The organism is Pseudomonadota bacterium (assembly GCA_018817425.1).
Taxonomy (GTDB): Bacteria; Desulfobacterota; Desulfobacteria; order Desulfobacterales; family RPRI01; genus RPRI01.
Window position 1 is genome coordinate 1 of record JAHITX010000088.1, and the last position, 23,124, is coordinate 23,124.

At 42.9% G+C, this 23,124-nt stretch carries 17 protein-coding genes; all 17 read right to left on the bottom strand.

The genetic code is table 11. From position 1 onward, the window contains the following. Nucleotides 1–437: 437 nt before the first annotated feature. The gene (locus tag KKC46_15145; protein ID MBU1055137.1) at nt 438–947 is read right to left on the bottom strand and encodes a GNAT family N-acetyltransferase; all 510 of its coding nucleotides are present in this window, start codon (nt 945–947) and stop codon (nt 438–440) included. A gap of 32 nt (nt 948–979) precedes the next feature. Then, a complete protein-coding gene (locus tag KKC46_15150) occupies nt 980–1,981 on the bottom strand; it encodes an ATP-grasp domain-containing protein (GenBank protein MBU1055138.1) in 1,002 nt (333 codons plus the stop codon). A gap of 30 nt (nt 1,982–2,011) precedes the next feature. After that, a complete protein-coding gene (locus KKC46_15155) occupies nt 2,012–3,019 on the bottom strand; it encodes an ATP-grasp domain-containing protein (GenBank protein MBU1055139.1) in 1,008 nt (335 codons plus the stop codon). Next, complete coding sequence (locus KKC46_15160) at nt 3,010–4,320, bottom strand: KamA family radical SAM protein (GenBank protein ID MBU1055140.1); 1,311 nt, start codon at nt 4,318–4,320, stop codon at nt 3,010–3,012. The genes KKC46_15155 and KKC46_15160 overlap by 10 nt, the downstream gene beginning before the upstream one ends. Before the next feature lie 168 nt (nt 4,321–4,488). Beyond that, nucleotides 4,489–4,767, bottom strand: coding sequence for a hypothetical protein (locus tag KKC46_15165; GenBank protein MBU1055141.1), 279 nt, complete (start codon nt 4,765–4,767; stop codon nt 4,489–4,491). A 311-nt stretch (nt 4,768–5,078) separates the two neighbouring features. Further along, the gene (locus tag KKC46_15170; protein MBU1055142.1) at nt 5,079–5,828 is read right to left on the bottom strand and encodes a CPBP family intramembrane metalloprotease; all 750 of its coding nucleotides are present in this window, start codon (nt 5,826–5,828) and stop codon (nt 5,079–5,081) included. Nucleotides 5,829–5,877: 49 nt separating this feature from the next. Continuing rightward, on the bottom strand, nt 5,878–7,845 hold the full coding sequence (locus tag KKC46_15175) for a RiPP maturation radical SAM C-methyltransferase (protein ID MBU1055143.1): 1,968 nt from the start codon (nt 7,843–7,845) through the stop codon (nt 5,878–5,880). 61 nt (nt 7,846–7,906) lie between these two features. Then, on the bottom strand, nt 7,907–9,952 hold the full coding sequence (locus KKC46_15180; GenBank protein MBU1055144.1) for a RiPP maturation radical SAM C-methyltransferase: 2,046 nt from the start codon (nt 9,950–9,952) through the stop codon (nt 7,907–7,909). A gap of 92 nt (nt 9,953–10,044) precedes the next feature. Then, nucleotides 10,045–11,460 (bottom strand): radical SAM family RiPP maturation amino acid epimerase, encoded by a 1,416-nt coding sequence (locus tag KKC46_15185; GenBank protein MBU1055145.1) that lies wholly within the window; start codon nt 11,458–11,460, stop codon nt 10,045–10,047. 104 nt (nt 11,461–11,564) lie between these two features. Next, nucleotides 11,565–11,843, bottom strand: a complete 279-nt coding sequence (locus tag KKC46_15190; protein MBU1055146.1) for a Nif11-like leader peptide family RiPP precursor — start codon at nt 11,841–11,843, stop codon at nt 11,565–11,567. 56 nt (nt 11,844–11,899) lie between these two features. Then, the gene (locus tag KKC46_15195; protein ID MBU1055147.1) at nt 11,900–12,163 is read right to left on the bottom strand and encodes a Nif11-like leader peptide family natural product precursor; all 264 of its coding nucleotides are present in this window, start codon (nt 12,161–12,163) and stop codon (nt 11,900–11,902) included. A 120-nt stretch (nt 12,164–12,283) separates the two neighbouring features. Continuing rightward, complete coding sequence (locus KKC46_15200) at nt 12,284–13,471, bottom strand: hypothetical protein (protein MBU1055148.1); 1,188 nt, start codon at nt 13,469–13,471, stop codon at nt 12,284–12,286. After that, the gene (locus tag KKC46_15205) at nt 13,455–14,609 is read right to left on the bottom strand and encodes an ABC transporter substrate-binding protein (GenBank protein MBU1055149.1); all 1,155 of its coding nucleotides are present in this window, start codon (nt 14,607–14,609) and stop codon (nt 13,455–13,457) included. Before KKC46_15205 ends, KKC46_15200 begins: the two co-directional genes overlap by 17 nt. 83 nt (nt 14,610–14,692) lie before the next feature. Beyond that, a complete protein-coding gene (locus tag KKC46_15210) occupies nt 14,693–17,599 on the bottom strand; it encodes an NHLP bacteriocin export ABC transporter permease/ATPase subunit (protein MBU1055150.1) in 2,907 nt (968 codons plus the stop codon). A gap of 38 nt (nt 17,600–17,637) precedes the next feature. Beyond that, nucleotides 17,638–19,842 carry an NHLP family bacteriocin export ABC transporter peptidase/permease/ATPase subunit gene (locus KKC46_15215; GenBank protein ID MBU1055151.1) on the bottom strand — a complete coding sequence of 735 codons (2,205 nt, stop codon included), beginning with the start codon at nt 19,840–19,842 and terminating at the stop codon, nt 17,638–17,640. 20 nt (nt 19,843–19,862) lie between these two features. Further along, complete coding sequence (locus KKC46_15220) at nt 19,863–21,134, bottom strand: NHLP bacteriocin system secretion protein (GenBank protein MBU1055152.1); 1,272 nt, start codon at nt 21,132–21,134, stop codon at nt 19,863–19,865. A 25-nt stretch (nt 21,135–21,159) separates the two neighbouring features. Further along, on the bottom strand, nt 21,160–22,734 hold the full coding sequence (locus KKC46_15225; GenBank protein MBU1055153.1) for a TolC family protein: 1,575 nt from the start codon (nt 22,732–22,734) through the stop codon (nt 21,160–21,162). Nucleotides 22,735–23,124: the final 390 nt, after the last annotated feature.

A 23,124-nucleotide genomic window follows, 5' to 3' on the forward strand; every position in this document is an offset into this window, starting at 1 on the left:
CGCATTTGGAATTCACATGATCTCCACGTAGATAAATCAACATCAATTCCCCCTTAACAAAGGGGGCAAGGGGGTTGTTTAGTTCGCAGACTCCAATGCCCATAGTCGTTTCATATCATACAGTATCCTACATTCTTGATATAACCTCCAATTTCGGGTTGCACAATATTTTTATTACAACCCCCTTGATCCCCCTTTTTTAAGGGGGAATCTGTCAGGGTAACCGCATTTGGATTTTTTATACACTCTGTTTTGATTAATTTACTGTTTATTGAGAAAATAGAAAGCACAATCAACACCTTTTGTCATTCCTGCGAAGGCAGGACACGCAGTGAAGCATTAGCGCTATCCAGTAATTACATTGGGTTTTTGATACCGGATCAAGTCCAGCATGACGGTTTAAGTTGTTTGTACATAACCATTATTTCTAAATGCGGTTACCCTGTCTTTTTAACAAAAATTATCTTTCCATCATCCGGAGCATAAAAGTCTACAAGATATGCATCTTCAATATATCCCGCTTTATGATAAAAAGCGCGGGTTGGTTCATATTGAGCTCTTGAGGATGTTTCGGCATAAATTCTTGTTCCACCCATTTCCCTTATAATATTCTCAGTCATTTTATTAAGAAATTTTCCAATTCCACAGCCCTGGAAGCCTTTTGCTATAACGATCCAGTAAAGATCAAAGCTTGATTGAGTTCCGGCAACAGGACCATAGCAGGTATAGCCGATAAGCTCATTGTTTTCTTCTGCGAAAACGAAATAATATCCGCTTTGAATGTCTTTTGAAAGTCTTTCCTTAACCAGTTCGGTGGCAATTTCAACTTCGCTTTCTGAAAAAAATCCGGTTGCTTTAACTATTGCGCTAACTTTTTCAGGATCATCTTTTAAAGGGATTTCACGAATTGTCAAATTACCAAGATCAGATGATGATTTTACAGCCATAATAAATTTATACTCTCCATGTAGTAAAATAATCAGATATCTTCAATTATTCTTTTGACAATATCCGTGTATCCGAGACCTGTAAAACCTGATGCCGCCACAAATCCGCCATCGGGGGAAAGGCAGGGATTGGCATTGATTTCCAGAACCCAGGGTCTGTTTGATTCATCGACTCTGAAATCTACCCTGGCATAGCCTTTCAGCCCGAAAAGATCCCAGCACTCCCTTGCTATACGTTTCATGGATTTAAGTATATCCGTGTCTTCATGGCCGAAATTAAAGGTTCTGTTTGTATGAAGATATTCAAACGAATCGGTTTTCCATTTTGCATTATAGTCTACTATTTTATACTTGTTATCCGGATAGTTTTTAAAAATAATTTCAGCCGGAGGAAGAACATCTACGCCCATTGGGCCGGAGAGCATGGAAATGTTAAATTCACGCCCTTTTATATATTCTTCGCAAAAACACTCACCATTGTTATGTTCTCTGAAAATTTCAAGCTTTGATATAAGTTCCGAAGCGCTTGTAGCAGATACTACTGAATCCTGTCCCATTCCTATTGATGCATGTTCCCAAACGGATTTGATTATATATCGACCTTCAACTTGGGCCTTTTTTTTTAATAAATCCAGGGTATAAGCTTTAGCAGTATTTATGCCGCAGGTTGCAAGATGTTTTTTCCCAAGCAGCTTGTTTGATGTCATGAACATGGCTTCAGTTTTAGAGCCTGTGTAGGGAAGTTTCATGAAATCAAGAAATGAAGGTGCAAGATGTATCAGGCTTCCGCATCCATTTACAGCTTCTACAAGATTAAATATAAAAGCAGGATTATGTTTTTTCAGGCTTATGTCAAGAGCTTCCATGTTAAAATCGAATACAAAAGAAAGCGGATCAAAGCCGAGTTCGGCAAGGGCTTTTGAAACAGCCTCAAGCTGTATAAGTACATCCTGTTCGTCTTCATTTGCATTGTCCGAAACACCGGCATGTAAAATACCGGCTTTTTGTTTTTTGGTATTATTTTTTGTTTCCATTCAATAACTAAAGTCCTATAGAAAATACCTTCATTTCCGGTTTGATTTGTTACTTTGCTTTAAAAACGGATACCTTTCTAATGCCGATTCCATTATTTCATAAATCAGTTCTTTATAGCCTGTTCCTGATAATCTGCAAAGGATAGGAAGATCGGAATGTATGGGATGAAGCCCTGCAAGAGGATTAACCTCTATAAAGTTCGGTATCCCCTTAGCATCCGATCTTATATCTATCCTTCCGGCGTCTTTACAGCCAAGGCCTGTCCATGCTTTAATAGCAACTTTTGCTGCCGCACGGGCCATTAAATCATCCGATAAACTATATGTCACAAGCTCTTCGTATTTTTTCTTATTCATATACGAATAGGAATCCGCTTCAGCCTGTTTATTTAAATGAATCTCGATTACACCTGCAACTCTTGCCTTTTTTCCTGTGCCGATAATTCCAACGGTAAATTCACGACCGGGAAGATATGTTTCAACCAAAACAGGTTGTTTGAACCTGTCAAGCAGATTCGCGCATACAGCATAAAGCTCTGCTTTGTTATGTGCTTTTGAAGCGGTACTTATTCCTTTTCCTGTCCCTTCAGCCACGGGTTTTGCAAATAGCGGGAAAGGAAGAGAAACGGAACCGACATCGGCTATTGTTTCTATAAGTGCAAAATCAGGAGTAGGTATGCCCATATTTTGCATTATACGCTTTGTAACGGCCTTGTTAAGAGTTAAACTTAAGACTAAAGGATCGGAAAAAGTGTATGCAATTTCAAAAGAATCCAGTAAAGCCGGAACCTGAGCCTCTCTTCCTGTGCCATGAACACCTTCGGCGATATTAAATACTATATCCCAGGAGTTGCCATCTGAAAGATATTTTACTAGTGTTTTGATATGTCCGATTCTTTCGGTTTTATAGCCAATGTCCAACAGTGCTGTTTCAATGGCGTCTATGGTTTCTTCGCTGTCGAACTCGGCACAATCTTCCTCGCTATAACCCATGGCAATATATTCATTGCGCAAATCATATGTTATGCCTACAAGCATGATGTTTCTTCCCCGTAGCTTCTTTTAAGCGATGTGTCGGGATAGGAAAAAATCAGTTCCTCATAATTTTTAAGAAGAATATTATCTCCGTATCTTCCCATTACATATTCAGGTAAAAGCGGTATTTTACCACCACCTCCGGGAGCATCTATAACATAATTTGGTAGTGCCAGACCACTGGTGTGTCCTCTAAGTCCTTTTATTATTTCAAGCCCTTTTTCAACCCGAGTCCGAAAATGACCGGAACCTGTAATAGGATCGCACTGGTACAGATAGTAAGGGCGAACTCTGATTTTTAAAAGCATATGGAATAAATTTTTCATAGTATCCACATCATCATTTATTCCTTTGAGAAGAACCGTCTGACTGCCAAGTGGTATTCCGGCATCTGCAAGCCGGGTACATGCAAGGCTGGTTTCAGGCGTAATCTCCTCAGGGTGCATGAAATGGACGTTTATCCATAAAGGGTGATAGCGTTTGAGCATTTTAACAAGTTTTGGCGTAATTCGCTGCGGCAGTACTACAGGAGCCTTTGTTCCAATACGAATAATTTCTATGTGCGGAATACGGCAAAGACGCGAAAGCAGCCATTCCAGGGCTTCATCTGAAAGAGTTAACGGATCGCCTCCTGAAAGGAGTACATCTCTTATGCTTGTATTGCTTTCAATATAATTGAGCGCTTTTTCCCAGTTTGCAGCTGTATAATTTAAAGATTCCGTTCCGCCGACCATCCTTGATCTTGTGCAATAGCGGCAGTATGTGGAGCAAAAACCTGTAACAAGAAATAATACGCGGTCAGGATAACGATGCACAATGCCCGGAACCGGACTATCGGCATCTTCTCCAAGAGGATCGTCTTTTTCCCCGAATGATCTGCAAAACTCGGCTCTAACGGGCACAACGGCACGTCGTAGAGGATGCAAAGGATTTGTCTTGTCCAGAAGGCTTGCATAGTAGGGAGTAATAGAAAGGGGAAGTACTTTGCTTTTAGACTCCATAGCATCTCTTTCTTCATCGGAAAGTGTCAAAATTGCAGAAAGAGTTTCAAGATTACAGATGCGGTTTTTAAGCTGCCACTGCCAGTTGTTCCATTCGCCGGGAGTTGTACGGAAAATAAACTGTTTTCTTAATATTCTTGAAGGTGGGCGTTTGGCTGGCCGAATCGGAAGAATTCCCGGTACGGGTTTTGCTGAATAGACAGATTGGTCCAAAGAATTGATCAGCGATGGAGGTTCATCTATCTCATTTTGTTCGGTCTGTTGATTATCGGATTGAACATTCCGATAATCAGGAGGCTTCATGGTTTTTCCTGAAACCGCGCCACGGTTTATTGAACGTGCAAATTTTTGCATTTTGTATGCTCCTTTATTGGGGATACTTTGTTTAATATAAGGGATATTATAGCTAAAATTATGGTCTTTAACTCAAATATTATAAAACAGATTGTTAAACGTGCAAAACGTCTTTTTTTAAGGTGGTGTAAACAGTAAGTTTTTTCTCTTTTGAAAAAAGTACTTGTTTAAAGAAAAATATGCAGACAGGTACTTAAAGATTACGGTAAGTCTATAATAAGTTTGAGAATGCCGATTTAATACGGCATGGACATTCGAACTCAATAACGCAAGCGGAGGTTCGTCAGGATCATTTGATTCAGACTTCCTTTCAGATGTTTGCGCAGAGCCGAAATGAGGCGATTCAGACCCTTTGCCATATTCATTTTTTGAAGCTAAGCATTCATATTTGTGCATTTTATAAACTCCGCAAGATATTATCATTGATAATATCATAAGCAAATTAAACCAAATATCAACAACAAAATTCATGGTTTCATAAAAACTTGAAAATACTTATAGTCATATTTTTTTGCATGTCAAATAAAATAATTATAAAAATAATGCAAAATTTATTATGTTTAATTTCAATTGTATATAACCTATTAATTGTGACAGAGGTCAAGCCTCTGGCATCATCAGGCCCGCATCTTATAACTTTTCTTGCAGGGTTGATTTGAAACCGGCTCCCCTGTTTGCAAAAGAAATACAGCGGAAGGCAGGGGTTCTTATATTACACTTCTTATAACAATCACAAGCAGCAAAACCACGACTCCTATTATGCCGTATTCGGGATGGGTCACGGTCTCGTTTTTACCGGCAAGAAGGCCCGGCAGTTCATTGCCAAGCCCATATAAAGCATATACAATCGCATTCCACATTCCATGAGCAAGTCCGGCAACAAGCAGGGATTTCGACTTATAATACAACCCGCCGAATATAAGGCCTACTAAAGAAGTTCCTATAACATACAACAGAATTTCCCATCCTTTAAGTTTATAAAAAATCCCGAAAGGCAAATGCCAGAGACCGAAAATAAACGATGCAAAGACAATAGCGTAGAAGGGAGAATAAGTTTCATATAATTCTTTCTGGACTACACCCCGAAAGAAAAGCTCTTCGGTGAAAGTGGCTATTGTTCCCAAAATTATTGCAGATATCGGGATGTTAACCGCTAATTTTAACCAATCCGTTGATGTCATTTCCTTGCCCAGCTTAAGCCCACCCGACATCCATCCTATAGCTAATGTCAAGCCAAGTACTACTGATACCATCAATATTGCTTCAAGGTAATAGGAATGGCCTCCCACTATAAAACCCATTTTTGAGACAGGTTCATCTCTTCTGAAAAGAAAATGGTATAGTAAACCTAAAAAGCCTACAATAAATGGAATATAAGAGGCTGTTTTATGTCCGAACAGACTTGGCAGAATAAATGAAAGGAGATAAACAATTAAGATAATAATAGTGATTCGCACAAAGCACCTCTTTTTCATCAAATGTTGATTAAGTTGATTCTCTTTGCTATCAACCTTTAGTAGGTTTGGCGCCTATCCAGTAACCTGCGGGGTAGTCCGTCGGTTTTGGGAAAGGCCTGTAAGGAAGCTCTATTGCCAAAGCCAAAATCCGGTCATCAATTATTAACAACAAGTTCTGATCTATTAAAAACTTTACCGTCTTATCAAAATCATTGCTTGAAGCCCCCTCCTTATTAATAAATGTTTTCCTTAATACATCAATTTTTTGAGCTGCATCGCATGCCAAATATATTTTTGCCTCTAGTCCATCTAATTCATGAATGGTACGAACTGCAATCGGACGTGTATCAATAATATATACATTTGATGCCTTTCTTACAATCAGCAGTTCAGGCCGATCAAGCTCTTTTCCCCAGAAGAGGTTGTTCCATTCTTTTACTGCTCTTTTGACTTTGTGCAGTCCGGTTCTGGAATTCGTTCCAATAAGGATAGATAAGATGGGATCATTGTCACGTTTTCTGCGTTTTACATCTTCAAAATAGCTGGATAAATCCATTAACTCTTTTTCAGGCAGGTCATAATTGAAAGCAATCAGTGGGTATGGTTTAAGATCCAGCTTGTAGCGGTCTGCATGCCAATAATAATCACTATATCTGTCATATCTGACCTGATTTACGGAATCCGGAGGCTCCAGGTGAAACAACAGGGGGATAATCTTTGCCATTTCATCATACCATTCATCTTTTTCATCCGGAAAATCAAACATGATTTTCCAGACGGAACGAATGCCATACTGGCGCGCCCACTTGAGATACTGTATGTTCTGCCAGGCAAAGGTCCCCTTTTTCATAAGGTGAAGTATTTTACTATGCAGACTCTCAATGCCCGGTTGTGTCCAGATGACGCCACTCTCCGACATAATCTTAATATCTTCCCGTTTGAGGGTTGTCCGAACCTCATAAAATATCCGGTATCTACTACCCTGGTGGATAAATTGCTTAAAAAGATCCGGAACATGTGAGGAATGTAATGCATTATCTACAGCCTCTATCCTGTCTATGTTGTAGCGGTCATGCAATTTTGCTATTTCATTAACGACTTGTTCTACCGGTTTTGCTCTTTGTCCGTTATTTCTTCCGTTCAAACCGCAGAACCTGCATTTTCCCCAGAAACAACCCCGCGATGTTTCAACAGGCAGACAGGATACAAGCGTTCGCTTCAATTCCGGAAAACCGGCGAGTGTGGCGAAATACGCATCATAATCAGGGGGCAAAATATTTTTTAAAGACGACAAGGTGGCCCTCGGGAAAGGATCAGAACACCCGTTTGATTCCTGCTTGACCTTCGGATAGCCTTTTATCCTGTGAAAAGGTGCAAAAACGCCGTAAGAAATCTCATCTATGGGCACATGAGCCCCATTGCCTAAGATAGCTTTAACGAGAGGGACTATTAACTCGTCAGCTTCACCGCTTACTACATAATCTACAAATTCAAAATTTTTGTGGGTCGCTACCCCCATGGTGGTTTCGCAATTTGCGCCACCCATCAATGTAACGATTTCGGGGCATTTTTCCCGCACCCTTTTAAGCAATGCAAGGCTTGGCAGGTGTTGTTGGAAAGTGGAAGAACACCCGACCATGCGCGGATTTTCTGCGGCAATGCGGTCTGTAATCTCTTCAATATAGCTTTTCACTGTTTTTTTGACAGCGCGAAGTCGACCCCGAAATGTATCCGGCGGTACATAAGCTGATAACTTCAACTCGCCTATGAGTTTATCAAGATATATTTCATCAGTATCGGTTTTATCCTCAAATACAAGACTTGAAAAAACCCAATCGGCTATCCCGAATGTGGAAGATGATTTTTCAATCATCACATAATCTTCTACTTTAATATGGTTACATAAAAGAAGATTGCCATAAAGGATTTGAACCTTGATTTTACTTGATGCCAGAATGGAAGAAAGTATTCCAAGCGCCAAAGATGGCCGCTCAAGAGCAGCAAAAGGCATGTTCACCAGAATTATATCACTTGAACTTTTAATTTATTCACCTCTTTTTGAAAGTGGCTCTTTTGTCTTAGATATAATATTGCATATTGTCTATCAGAACATTTCCATTTTTGTTGCAAACATCTTCGCACAGTTCCTCTTGTGCCGGATTAAAAAGCCCAAGAGGACAGTCCTCCACTTCGGATAGGGGATTCATTTCTTCATCAAAAGCAAGCGATAAAATCCTGTTGTCAATTTTAAGCATGATTTTACTGTTCAGCATATAATCGATAGCCGAATCGAAATTTTGTGCTAAGACACCATCGGATTTATATAATTTCTTTAATTTATCCGGATTTTTTGCAGCATCACATGCCAGGTATATTGAACTCTGAAGTTCATCTAACTCAATAGAGCTGTTATTGGTTACGGGACGTGTATCAACGATTTTGACTAGCGGATTTTTTTCCTTTATGAACAGAGCAGGCCTTTCATAATTTTTATCCCAGAAATTGGTTCTCCATTTACGAACGGCATTTCTTACCATTTCCAACCCATTGCGTGATCTTATTCCTATTAAATTGGAAAGTAAGGGAGTGGACTCTTTCTGGGAACGGTTTGAATCTTCAAAAAAATATGTTTGGGCCATTAAATCAGCCGGTTTTAGCCTGTAAACCATTCCATAGGAAATAAATGGTCTCAAATCCAGATCGAACTTATCCGGGTGTTTGCAATATTCGCTGTAGCGATCAAATCTAACCTGGTTTATGGCATCCGGCGGTTCCAGATGAGACAATAAGGGGATAATACCAGCCATTTCCTCATACCATTCATCTTGTTCATCAGGAAAGCCGAACATGATTTTCCATACAGACCGGATTCCATATTGACCGGCCCATTTCAATAATTGTATGTTCTGCCAGGCAGATGATCCCTTTTTCATTATATCCAGCACCTTGCTGTGAAGGCTCTCTATCCCGGGCTGAATCCAGTTTACTCCCGCTGTATGCAACAACTCAATGTCTTTTCGTTCAAGGAAAGTCCGAACCTCATAGAATATCCTGTATTTTTTGGACTGCTTTGTCAGTTTGTCAAATAAGTCCGGCAGATGTTTAGGATGCAATACGTTATCTACCATATCTATACGATCAATGCCGTAACGTTCGGCCAATGTATTGATTTCAGCAAGTACTCTTTCAGCGGGTTTTATCCGCTGGCCGTCCTTAGACCCGTTCAGGCCGCAAAAACGGCATTTCCCCCAGAAACATCCGCGGGAGGATTCTACCGGCAGAGATGATATAACCGATTTCTTTAACTCCGGCATAGAGTTTAACGTCGCAAAATAATCATCGTAATCCGGTATGGGTGATTTACTCAGAGTTTGAGAATCGGCACGGGGGTAGCCATCTTCGGAATTATCCTTGTTTATTCCCGGATAGCCCGACCGGCGGTGAAGCGGTGCAAAAACCCCATAGGGTATTATTTCAGCGGGTATGTTTATCCCATATTTTATGATTGCCTCAACGAGTGGCTTTATCAGGTCATCAGCCTCTCCGCTTACAACATAATCAATGAAATCGAAATTTTTGTGGGTCGCCACTCCCATTATAGTCTCGCAATTAGCGCCTCCTATCAATGTAATGATATCGGGGTTTCTTTCCTTTACTGTCTTAAGAAGTGCGAGACTTGCTAAATGCTGCTGAAATGTAGATGTGCATGCCAGGATGCGTGGTTTTTCTGAAAGAACAAGCCTTGCAATTTCTTCAACAAAAGCTTCTCCTGCTTCCCTGATTTTTAAGATACGTTGCTTAAAAAGGGCTTTGTCCAGACGTTTTAAAAGAGGAACATTTTCTATCAGAGCGTTTATATAGTCATCGGAATTTCCATTTGTTTCCGGAAACACCTTCCCGGAAAATATCCAATCCCCAAAGGAGTTTTCAGGCGGGATCTTTTCTACGAGAATATAGTCTTGTTTTTTGATGGTTTTAAGAAACAGGATGTTGGCATAAAGGTTGGTAACATTGATATTGCCGGCTCTAAGCAAAGATGAAAGAAGGCCCAAAGCGAGTGATGGCCTTTCTATTGCAACAAAAGGCATATTTACCAGCATTATATCAGTTTGTCCTTTAATCATATTCCATCCTTAATTCAAAATAACTTACAATCGGGATTGCTTTTACAGATACTGGTTCAAGATTAAGCCTGACCGGTCTTGTATTGGTGAGTTTATAAGGCATCGTCAAAAATTCCGTTTTGAAAAATTGATTGCAAAGTTGCGATGACCGCAAAATAATCTGCGCCGGAGGCAAGCAGTTTCCTGTTAATTTCCATCGTATTCATCTCACCTGATGCGATCATATCACCCATCTCCTTTAAAAAATCATGCCCCGAAAAACTTGTTTCCCTATACTTTGAACTAAAACATATCCCATCATTTGTAGAATGGTATTTCAGGTCCTGACGCAACTTCAGTACCTTGTCATTTTCAAGATTCGATGAAATATTTTCGGAAACGACTTTCTTTAATATTTGACGGAAATCATCCCCATTTATAAATGTTCCTTCAAAAAATACTTTATAGCCTGAAGGCCATTTTTCGGAAGCGGGGCAGGGACTGATCAGTTTGATCTTTTTGGTTGCCATGTTGACAACAAAGCCGCTCATACAGGCAATTGTACTACCATCGGCTGTTACGGTTGGATCAGCGTTTGAATACAGGTGACGTCCCGCTCTGGCTTTTTTTAGATATAACGGTTTGTTATAAAGCAATAGTCTGGCATTTACCAATTCTTCCGGGGTGAAATTATCATGAATACGCCTGAGCATAGAGGTCGAGAGAACCGAAAACCGTGTCGAAATGGCATGAAATCTATTTTGCATATTCAACAGTTCACGCGTTATCTGCACATTGCGCAAGGGCGCAGCCGTTGTGGTTTGGGGCAGTTCCCCGATAATTTCATGAAAATCCTTTATATAATCCAGATAATGTGGATTATCCATAGGCTCGGTAGCCCAGTAGCATACGGATGTCTGACAGGCATCTCCAAAAAGATCTGCCACGGCCTCCAGCACTAAACGCCATAATTTTGTATTTTGTTCCGTTCGTTCAAATGCACCCTTGAAATCCTTGGCGGATACACCACAGAAAGGACAGCCCATCGAACAGCCATCACTTAATTCAAAGGCAAAAAGAGGATAACTGAATATTTTGGAATGTCCTCCCAGTTCGCTCTCACACCTTTTGCTTTGACGCTGCCGCCAGGCATGAAAGCGCGGCTGTTTTTCCGGAGTATCGCCATGTGACCGCATAAGTTCGTTTGCATTACAGATTCCCGAGGTCCATTGTGCCCACATTTTGGCAAGCGGACTGTCCCCCATATCTTCGGCAAGAAGCGGGAGGGGATCGCTTCGGTCCCATACGGATGCCAGGTCCTGAGGGTCAATATCCGCCCCGCATCCGCGGGCAAATTCCTTTCCTCTGTCAGGGTGCTTTCTTAAAGCATCAAGAAATTCACTATCGCCATAAATGCGTTCGATAAGGCGCTTGGTATGCGCAATGGTTTTTAATTCAACCTCGCTTAAAGCTGATAATTTATCTCGAAACAGTTTAAAAACTGACTCATTTATTTTATTGGATACCATTATTCCTCTCAAAAAAAGACAATTTACTACCCGCCATAGAGCAGAGCGGGATTACCATCAAATGGTAATCCCGCTATCCTATTAATCCATAATAACGGCAGTGATCAAATAACTCCTACGCAGACCGTAACGACAACACCTGTGACCGTAACGGCTGTGGCATTACCGGCGCCGCCTGCTACCTTTTCGAGATCATCATCACTTAACTGGCTCTTGGCCTCTTCAGCAAATTTCGTCAACTCATCTTTGCTGAATTTATAGCCATTTTTATTTGCAATAGATACGATTTTGTCCATATCCGAACCTACAGCAGTTATTTCATCCTGAAGGCTCTTCTTCCCCTTGATTTCTTTCTGAAACCTCTTGATTTCTTCTTTGCTCATATCAGATCTCCATTTTATTGTTATTGATTCCGATTATTGCAATACGGTGATAGAGTCTATATCGCTGCACCGGCTAGTACTGATACAACGGCGCCGCCTGCTACCTTTTCGAGATCGTCATCACCCAGCGCGCCGTCTGCCTGGCTTGTTTTTTTGGCATCGATTGCGGCTTGAAGCTCTTTCTGTGTGAATTTATAGCCGTGTTTATTGGCACGTTCGACAATTTTAGCCAGGTCACTGCCGACTTCCACAAGTTCCTTTTGAAGCGCCTTGTTTTTATTTGCTTCGGTTTGGAATCTTTTGATTTCTTCTGCGCTCATTTTTATTTTCCTTTTTTTTGATGTTGATATTTGCGTTGCATCCATAAGATCGTCACAAGGAGCAACAGTGGGTGTAAGAGCTCTAATTATGTTTAGATTATTATCACCTCCTTTTCATTTCTACAGGTTTGATGTTTTAAGGGCCTTTTGGAGATATACAGGAGCATCGTTTGAGGCCAGCTCTTCAAGAGTCAGTAAAGTCAGTGCCAGAAAAATATCGGTTCTGTGATTAACATTGTCAGATCCATGCATAAATGCCCTGTCAAAGTGCTCTAAATTTTCAGCCGCATATTTTGCAAGTTTCTGGAGTATTTTAAAAGCGCCGTCCGATAGTGGCGGGGACCCCAGGTAATTTTCAATTCTGCCCCCTTTCCGGTACTCGGGAAAATTTTCCAGACCGAGGAAGCAAAGGAACCAGTCTGCCCGAAAGTGCCCTATCGCCGCTGTAATTCCCATGTAGTCGGCGATCAATTCGTCTAACAACCGGCTGCGCATGGAAGAGAGAACGTGCCGTGTGAAGTAGTGGGCGCACTCATGGTCACGCCGGATTATAATCGATAAACGTATCCAGTCTTCTTCGGATAGCCCCATTGCTTTGGCCGGTATGCCGCTGTAATGGCCGTCGCTAATGATGATAAACCGGTCCTGATAAAGATCCTTTTGCAAAACGAGACGTTTAAATTCTTCATTCCAGCTTTCTCCGGAAAAATCGAAAGGTTTATCAGCTTCCCATCTTTTGCGATACCTGCCAACCCTGTCCCAGTTATTGTATCCGGCTATCATGATTGCGCCCATGGATTCGGGGATAGGGGCAGGCTCATTTTTTTCGGTGAGGGCCTGAACAAGGGCTACAAAATCTTCTCTGGCAGCCGTGATAATGATGGGCACTTGTCCGGCCGCCGTTTGGTGCAGGTTCAATCTGAGGTCTTCAGGTCTTTTTAACTTCAGGCCGGTTGCCTGTGAGATTTCTTCAGGATGGATGCCCTTATTTGTGACGGATTTATAGAATTCCTCTTTGCTGATTCCCTTTTGAATGGGAAACCAGAGCTGTACCAGCGGGATTTTCAGGGAATCGAATATGCCTTTGCCGTCGGCAGATGACAGATACTCTTCCCAGGCTACAATATGAGGTTTATCAGGCAGGGGCAGGTTAAGAGGTGGTGTCAAACTGCTGTGGTCAAACAGGTTCTCGTTATATTCTATGAGTTCATCTCTCTCATTGGGTGTTGCTCCCAATGATGTGAGTACAAAAGACCGAAAATGGACACGGCTTTTGGCGAAAGAGTCTGTTTTATTGGCTGGTGACATATTCGAAACGTCCGTTTTTAACAATTTTTATGGAGATATCCATGTCCACGATATCGCCGTTTTGGGCAAAGGTGTGAGACCCTGTGACACCCTCCCATTTTTTTAGTGCGTGAAGCTCATCGGCAAGCTTTCGGGGAACGGTAGAATTTGCCTTTTCAATGGCGTATGCAAGCAGGTACACGGTATCATATCCTTGAGCGGCAGAAGAGTCGGGGTTTACTTTGTATATTTCTGAAAATTTTCGGATAAAATTCCGGGCTTTTTCTATTGGAATTTCCGTATGGAAAACTGAGCCCACAAAGGTGTTTTCAGCGCTCTCCCCGGCGATATCAACCAATTCGGGTGTATCCAGCCCATCACTGCCGATAATGGGAACCATGATGCCCAGTTTTCTCGCCTCTATCAGAAAAAGGGCTACTTGGGGTGTGACACCGGCCAGGAAAATGGCATCAAAATGGAAATTTTCTTTCCAATATAATAAATCCTTTCTGAAAGTTCTTGAACCGCTCAAAGAATCATAATCTATTCGATCAAGAATGGCTATTCCGGTTTGTTCCGCCTGCATCTCAAAAGCATTGGCCAATCCCTGGCCATACTCGTTATTGGAATGATAAATCATCATGTTTTTATAGCCACGCTTTGCACAGAAATCGGCCAGTTCGCTGCCGAAAACGGCATCGCTCGGGATGTTCCGAAAAACAAGCTTAAAACCCTGCTGGGTTAATTTGGGGCTTGTGGAGCTGGGAGACAGCATGATAAGGCCGTAATACTCGTAAATAACTGATGCCGGTATGGATACATAGGAATTATAGTGCCCTATGACTGCTATGATATCCTTGTTTTCCGCGAATTGCTGGGCCACGATCTGACCCGCGGATACGGCAGCTTTATCATCTTTCTTGATCACCTGTATTTTTCGACCGAGTACACCCCCGCTACTGTTAATTTCCTTAACGGCGAATTCTATCCCATCCCATAAACCATCCTGTAGTTCGGACCATGGTGCAGCGGCTCCAATGATAATATCGCCGGTTGATTTATCGGCACGGCGAGCCCGTTCCTCAGCAAGGTTATCCGCCTGAGTGCAGGCCATCATTACTAAAAAAAGAATTGCCGAGCCGATAAGTTTTATTTTCACGATAGTGCCTCCTGCTGCTGACTCTCATGAAATCTTTATTCCATCAAATAAAGAGACGGTATAATGAGAGTATAATAAGAAAACTATGCGAGCTGCCTTTTTGCCAGATCAGCGAAAAACCCTTCAAGGGCCATGAGTTCGTCATAGGTTCCCGTTTCCAGAATTTCACCGTGCTGAAGGACAAAAATCCGGTCAGCGTTGATAATCGTGCTGAGCCGGTGTGCGATTACCACACGGGTTACCTGAAGCTTCTCAAGGCTGCGGCTTACGATCGCCTGAGTGTGGTTGTCCAGTGCACTGGTAGCTTCATCAAAAAAAAGAATCCTGGGTCTTCTGACAATTGCCCTGGCTATGATCAATCTTTGTCTCTGGCCTCCGGATAGTGTGCCTCCGCCTGCGCTGACAACCGTATGCATACCCATGGGCATGGCTTCAATGTCTTTATCAACGCCCACCATCCTGGCCGCTGTCCAGGCATCATCAAGAGTCAGGTTGGAGGTTCCGACAATATTTTTAAAAATATCACCCGGCATTACTTTAGCATTTTGAAGCACGACACCCATCTGGCGCCTGACTTCGCGGATATCAATGGATTCCAAATCTTTACCGTCGTAATAAATGGTGCCTGCTTCCTGGGTATCAAAGCCGAGCAAAAGCCTTAACAGGGTTGATTTCCCTGATCCTGACCCTCCAACGAGTGCGATAAACTCTCCCGGTGAAATCTGCATGGAAACATCTTTCAATATGAGCGGGCCATCCGGGTTATAACGAAAATATATATTACTGACTTCAATCTCACCGGCCAACTCACCGGGTTTGGCCTTCGTTTCATCAGACTCCGGTACGTTTTCAATTATGGGCTTTATCCTCTCATAAAGAGGGATTATGTTTAAAGAGGTCGTGATGGATGCAGCCATCTGCAGCATGGCCGCCTGGAAATTACCGTAAGCGGCATTGAATGCCAGAAAATTACCCGTGCTCAATCCGCCTTCGTTTGATTTCCAGATTACCCATGCAAAGATGGCCATTGAGGCTACTAAGGGGAAGACGGCATTAAAGGAAGTTACAACGTTTTGAATCATGCCCGCCTTGTAGGCGAATTTTTTTTTCTCAGCGAAATTTCGTGTCCACTCGGCAAAAGCACGATCTTCTGTGCCGGAAACCCTAAGCTTGGCAATACCTGTAATAAACTGCAAAACCATGCCTGATATTTTACCTTCAATTTCAGTCATTTGTCTTTGATAATTTACAATCAGATAACTTGCAAAAACAGTGGAAAGAATGCTGAAAACGGATAATCCAACCCCAATTATGGCTAGCTTCCAATCGTAATAGAAAAGGAGTACCAGATTAAAAGCAGAAAAAAGACAGGCCAGTATGGCGTTTACGGTAACACCTGAAAGAATCTGCCTTATCTGGTTGATTCCCATCGCCCTTTTCGCCAGATCTCCTGCGGTGTAATTGCGAAAAAATGGTACGGGCAAGGCTATGAGTCGATCCCAGAGCGCCGTTTGAACGGTTGAATCCATTATTCCCTCTATGCGCAAAAGAGCGATTCCCTTGGTAACATTGAACATGACGGTCGCTACCGCAGATGTTGCCAGAATGATGGAGATCTGCATGAGCTGGCCTCGAGCGGCTTCGGGTATAATCGTGCCGAAGATGATGCCGGTCATGATCGGTGTGAGCAGGCCGAGAAGAGCGCCGATGATTCCCATGGAAACAACTGTTGCCAAGGTTCCTGAACATCCATGAAATCCGAACTTCAACAGGTCGGCTCCTGTGAGAGGTCGTTCCGGAAATGGTCTGTAAAAGCAGAAGGCCTCTGAATCCAGGGTATCCGCCATCTGGGAAGTTACTTTAATTTGGGTTCCCTTGACCGGATCATGGAGATGATATTTTCTTGGCGAGATGGGAATCAATGCTACCGGCTGTTTCCCTTCGTTTATAAATGCGAGCAGGGGACCGTGGTCGAAACGCCACCAGGTATCTCGTAAAATGACGCTGCGGATACGAAAACCGGAAGTTCTGGCAATATCTTCCAGTGAGGTTTTCCGGCTTTCCTCCTCCGGACCCGAGGGTGATCGCACCTTAATATTGAGGGCATTACCAACCATCTCACAGGCGGATAGCAATGCTTCCTCTTCTCCCCTCCTTGGTACGGTTTTTTCCTTTTTTGTCTCAAGAATATCCCCAAGGCGGGAAAAGGAACTCATCAGATTGTAACGGTCGGATTCGCCTTTTTTCCGGAGACGCTCCTGTTCAGCAATTTCAGTTCGGCCTCTGTTAATATCAATGCATTTCAAAACAAATTGATGGAAGGCTTCAAGCGCGTGGCATTGGGGATCTTCTAAAAGAAAGGACGACATATCAATCACATTAAAAAGTGTTTCACCGGATGTGACGAGCCATGCCTTTGTGGATAAGGGGAAAAAGCTTTTGTCTGGAATTTCGGGCCAGTCTTCCCGGCCCATCAATCGGAGTTTGCCTTCTATAAGACTGACCCAAATGGTCTCATCCGGCGTACTGAAAGTACTTCCATCCTTATCCGATATCTGAGCCCCGATTTCTATATTTTTGAAGTTTCGTGGGAAAATATTGTCATCGCGGATTCCTGACGAAAGTCCGTCAATCCACATTGCGACAAGGTTTTTGATCGTTTTACTGTGTTCCGGATCAATGGCGAGTTCAATAAATCTTGATCTTGCACATGCTACCAGTGATGTCCCAGGACCACCCACAGCCATCAGGGATGTGGCCTGACCAAGCTGGTCCACATTCATCCCAAACAGAGCCTCTCCCTTTTTAGCCCGAAAAAGATGAATGCGGGGGCCGACGGCATCTCCCTTGTCTGTCCGAACGGAAAACACATCCACCTGACCGGAAAGGACAATAAAGACCTTTTCAATATCGGCAAGAAGAAGAGGCCGGTTACCTCTTGTTTCGAAGGGGGTGCCTTCTTTTAAAAATATGTCGAGGTTCTCTTTCAAATTATTTAATTTCCCACTTGGTTAATATGTCGAGAAACTTATTGTTCCCCGATTAATTCAGCGTAAGGCCCCTCGGCATTGCGCATCTCTTCATGGGTGCCTCTTTGTAAGACCTTCCCCTGGTCAAGAACGATTATTTCATCACAATCTCTGATTGTGCTTAAACGATGTGCCACAATAATACAGGTACATCCCCGACGCCTGAGATTGTCATCAACGATTTTCTCTGTGTGGGGATCAAGGGCGCTGGTGGCTTCATCCAGGACAAGGATTGTCGGATTATTAACCAGTGCCCTGGCTATTTCCAGTCTCTGGCGTTGTCCACCGCTGAAGTTATTTCCTCCCTCTTCAACATTGCTCGAATATCCCCCCGCGCGCATAGCAATATCCGGATGGATACAGGCATCTTTTGCAGCATGGATGATTGTGGATTCCGGAATGGATTCATCCCACATGGCCAGGTTGGAACTAATTGACTCTTCAAACATAAAGATATCCTGATCAACCATGGCTAATGAATTGCAGAATATATCCCGCGGTATTTCATTCATTTTTTTGCCATCAAAAAGGATTTCACCTTCCCAGGATTCATAAAGTCCGGTAATGAGCTTTGCAATGGTTGATTTGCCGGACCCGGAACCTCCAACCAAAGCTACCCGCATTCCGGGTTTCAGGTTCATGCTGAAATTTTCTATTAATGGTGGAGCCATGCGGCTGTAACCGTAAGTAATATTATTGAGACTCAGATTACCGGATAGTTTTACGGCCGATGAATCCTCTTGTTTCGATTCCTGATCTGAAAAGTTTGGGGGGAGACCTTGCTCAATGCTAAAGCGATTGTCTACGGGATAACTCTGGACATCATCTAACCGATTCATATCGGCCTGGGTTTCCTGAAGTGTACTGCCTAAATTGACCATATGATTTACAGGCTGCATAAAGCTGCTCATGAGGCTTTGAAAGGCGACCAGCATACCCATGCTCAAATAACCGTCCATAACACGCGCGCCCCCGATACCCAGAATTACTACCGTATTCAGACTTGCAAGAAATGGCGGAACCAGCGAAAGGAGTTGGCTGGAAACGGCTAACTGCTGTTGCGCATTCAGTACCTTGGCCTGATATCCGGACCACTGGGAGAAAAAATCAGATTCTGAACCGGTGGCTTTCAGTGTTTCGATCATTTGGAGGCCGTTCATCGCGGTTCCAATCATCTTACCCGCCTCCTGCTGCAAACGCATATTAAGGTCCGTTCGTTTTCGGGATACATATTTCAAAACGGCAAGATTCAAGAGGGCGATAAAGATACCTACAAGGGTAAGCACTATGTCGTATTGTAACATCAGGATGGCATAAAACATAATCATGGCAAGATTAATGATATTTGTCGCCAACTCCCCTGAAAGTAAGTGAGCCACCTTGTCATTGAGCAATACACGGTCGCCTACCTCTCCCCCGAATCGCTGGGCAAAAAATTCAACCGGTAATCTGAATACATGCCGGAAAAATTTGCTGGAAGAGGTAAGTGCAAGCTTGGTTTCAAACCTAAGGAGGTAGTACTCCTGAAGCCATGTCAGACCGCCCCGAATAAGGGCGGTTAATCCCATTGCCAGCAGTAATGGCCTCAGCCAGCCCTCCATGCCGTCGACCAGAACATTATCCACAAAGATCTTGGAAAATATCGGAATCACGAGCCCTGGAATTACAAGAAAAAGACCGGCAAGAACCACATAGGTGAGTGCTGATTTGGTGCCGACAAAACGTTGACGAAGGGCGCGGAAGAGGCTTTTTTTCTCACCCCCCTTTTGGAAGTCTTCTGTTGGTTTAAAAACCAGGACAACCCCGGTAAAAGATTGATCGAATTCTTCTACAGAAATCACTCTGGGGCCTACGGCAGGATCATTCAAAAAAGCGCGACCGTTTTTAATCCCTTCAAGAACAACAAAGTGGTTGAAATTCCAGAAAACGATCATTGGAAGCTCAAATTCCCTAAGCCCGTCCGGTTCCTTTTTATATCCTTTGGCCTCGAAACCGTATTTTCGCGCCGCCTTAAGGATGTTACTTGCCTTGCTGCCGTCACGCGAGATGCCGCACTCAATTCTCAGCTTTTCAAGAGGAACAAAGCGATGAAAATAGGCTAAAATCATGGCAAGGGATGCCGCACCACACTCCACAGCCTCCATCTGAAGAACCGTCGGTGTTTTGACCCGCTTGTTGCTCCATACTTTTTTCGGTTCGTCCATTAAAGAATATCCTTTATAGCTTACTCCTTACCCACACCGAGGAAGCTTTTTTTGAACATGGGAACGATCAGGCTAACGGGACGTTGTTCGGAAATGGTAACCGATGAATAACAGAGTGTTCCCGTATTGACCTTGATGGGAGGCCCATTAGAGGAAGACCATTTATAGCCGCTGGGAGTTCGTGGATCAGGAATCAGATCCGCGCGTACTTCTATGGGCGCTCCTCCCTGAGAGAGATTTTGTACCAGCGCTTCGTTTTGAAGATCTCTCATCATACCCTGATGTGTAGAAGGAAACTCTGAAACATAAGTTACCATTCCCCGTATGAAGCCGTATTTTTCCTGTTTAACGGTGGATGGAGAAATCTGTGCAGCCATGCCAAGCCGAATCTTTTTTCCCTGCCTTGGGGGAAAGTACAAGACGGCTTCCAGATTCTTGATATTTTTTCCAATGAGTTCAATACTGATAAGCGGTATGCCTTTACCGACAACGGAACCTTCATCAACAGCAATTTCCAGGATGCGCCCCGTATAGGGACTGACGACTTTAGAAGTATCATTCAGATCATTTTGTAACTGATCAATGTTTCTTCTCGCCTCGCTTATTTTCTGTTCCATGGCTCTTAGATCTTTTTCCTGCTGGTTTTTGAGTTGCAGCTTTCTGATAGAGATCTGTTGCAGTTTGTTGAGGTTTTCCCTGTTCTGTTGCCGTGTATTATTTAATTCTTCCTGTGTGTCCATCATCTGTTGCTTTGTAATCAGGCCCATGTCCATAATGACTTTCTGGCTCTCAATTTTATTTTCCAGGTATTTAATGCGGACTTTCAGGGTGGCTATGGTGCGGTTCAGATTAGCCTTCTGATTTGACATGGACTCTCTTTCAAGTTTCATTTCATTTGATCCAAAAACTGCAATTTGCTCACGTTCGCCCAAAAGCTCCTGTAAAACAGCCCTGGCCGATTTTATCCGGTCTAAAATTTCGGGCTGTTCCAGGCGGGCAACGATCTGACCACTGTGAATTATATCATCCACACTAAAATAAAGGTTTTGTACACGGCCTGCGCTATTGGAAACGATTTTAAATACGCCTCCTGATTTCATTAAAATTCCCTGGCCTGCCACTTTATCCGGAATGGTTCCCCAGAACCCCCAGAAGATTGCACAGGCCAGGAGTCCCATCGCGGCGATGAGAGCAACCCAGCCCTTTGGAGTGGTGATCCTCATCAACTGATCGAGTTGCTCAGGAGAGGATAACCTCTCCAGGGCAACTTTACGAAAGATTTGATCGGCCATGGCCTGTGATCCTCCTCAATTTGTTCTAACGGTTCTGCTTGTAATCGGGAATTTCCGCCAGTTGTTCCATAGTGATAGTATACTCCCCATTGTACTCATGCAGCAGTGTTCCTGTTGCAAAACGAAGTTGCAGCAGAGCGCCTGCATATTGCCTATGAGAAACAACATCGGCTAACAGGGCATTTCTATACCTATCCTCAATTTCCACGACATCGATTACTGTGGATAGCCCCATCTTAAGTTTTAATTTTTCGTTTTTCAGAGCCTTTTTATAGCTGGCAACTGATTTTTGTGATTCCTGAAGTTCCTTTGTCCTTTGTATGAGAGCATTTATGGCTATGGCAACATCGGAATGGATATTTCTCTCCAGGTCAGTTGATCGAATACGCGCCTGTTGATAGGAAGATTTTCTCTGATAATAAAGCCCCTTAGGCGCATTGTTCCCGAAAGGATAAACTAAACTGATCATGGCTGAGCCGTTCAAACCGCTTATGTTTTCCTGAAAAGCATCATAATACCCTGATTCGCTGTCACTTTCTTCAAGTCCTTGATAGCCCAAGCTCAAAGAAAGATCCAGTTGAGGCCGCATATTTAGTCTGGCGGCCGAGAGCAGTATCCCGGCGGATTCCTGCAACTTTTTTAACGCTATCAGATCGGCGCGTTTTTCAGTTGATATCTGAAAAAATTCTTCTCTCTGGTTTATAATTGAAAGTTTCTTTTCAGACAGAAGTTCAGGAAAAACATCAGCAGGAGTGGGAAGCTCAATAATCTTGCTGTATTGAAGCCCCATAGCAATGCCTAATCGCTGATAGTTTTCATACAGATTTTGTTCTCCTTGTATTCGATTGCCTGTTTTTGAAGCCAGACTTGCCCTGAGCTGGTCAAGATCAGAAGATGGCCGCTCATCAGCTTCTACAAGTTTTTCAACATCTTCTAACAGTTGTTGCGCCCTGGATTCCGTCTCTTTGAGGATTTTGAGATTCATAAAGGCCGCTAAAAGTGTCCAGTAAGCATTTCCCGTTTCCAGCACGGATGCTGAGACCGTGTGACTAAGATCCATTTCAGAAGCTTGAAGCCGGATTTTAGCCGACATCTCTTCAGCCCCTGCGGCTTCTTTGCCGCTACCCTTGAGAAGGGGGAAAATCAAGGCGAAATTGACACTGCTTTTATTTGTGGTTCGAGCGCCAAAACTCAGATCATCGTTGCGAGTCATCTGCAGATTTGGTTTTATGGTGATGCCGTTTCTAAGCTGTTTGCTCAAGCTCATCGTATATGTGGTCAGATTTTCCACATCTTTTGAACGCCTGTATAACACCCTGTCTGCGGCTGTCAGAGGTGTGTTGTTGCGGGTACGATTAATATCAGTTATTAAGGTCGGGTCGAACTGTCCCTGAGTTTGTTGCAGCGCCCCTTTGCTGATTTGCACTTCCTCTTCTTGAATTTTTATGGAAGGTTGATGGGAGAGAGTCGTTTTGATGGCATCAATGATACTAAGCCCTTTAGATTTTTCCTGAGCAATAATTTGCGCCGGAACAAAAAGCAGCAAAGAAAAAAAGATAAGATAAACAACGCTGATATAAACCTTTTTCTGACTGAGCATAGATTACCCTGAATTAAGCCCACGATTTAAATTCTTTCTTAACTTTCAAAAAATACGGCTGGAAATAATTTAAAGCAAAGGAGCCACTTTCAAAACGTTTCAGTTTGGTCAAGCTCAAGGCGGGCGAAAATTTCAACCAAAGGAATACATTGAGTATTTCGAGGATTGAAATTTGAGCCCAACGCTTAAGATCGGCCAAAATGGGGCGTTTTGAAACTGGCTCAAAAAATATATAAGAAGAGTGAGCCACTTTCAAAATGTTCCGATTTAATTAACATTGCAAATAGTCTGCCAATGGCTGACGATAAGTAAAATGAGTTGGCTAAGCAAAAGATAACAGCATATTAAGCTAATAAAAGAAAAGAGCTGGAAAGTATGAAACAAGTTATT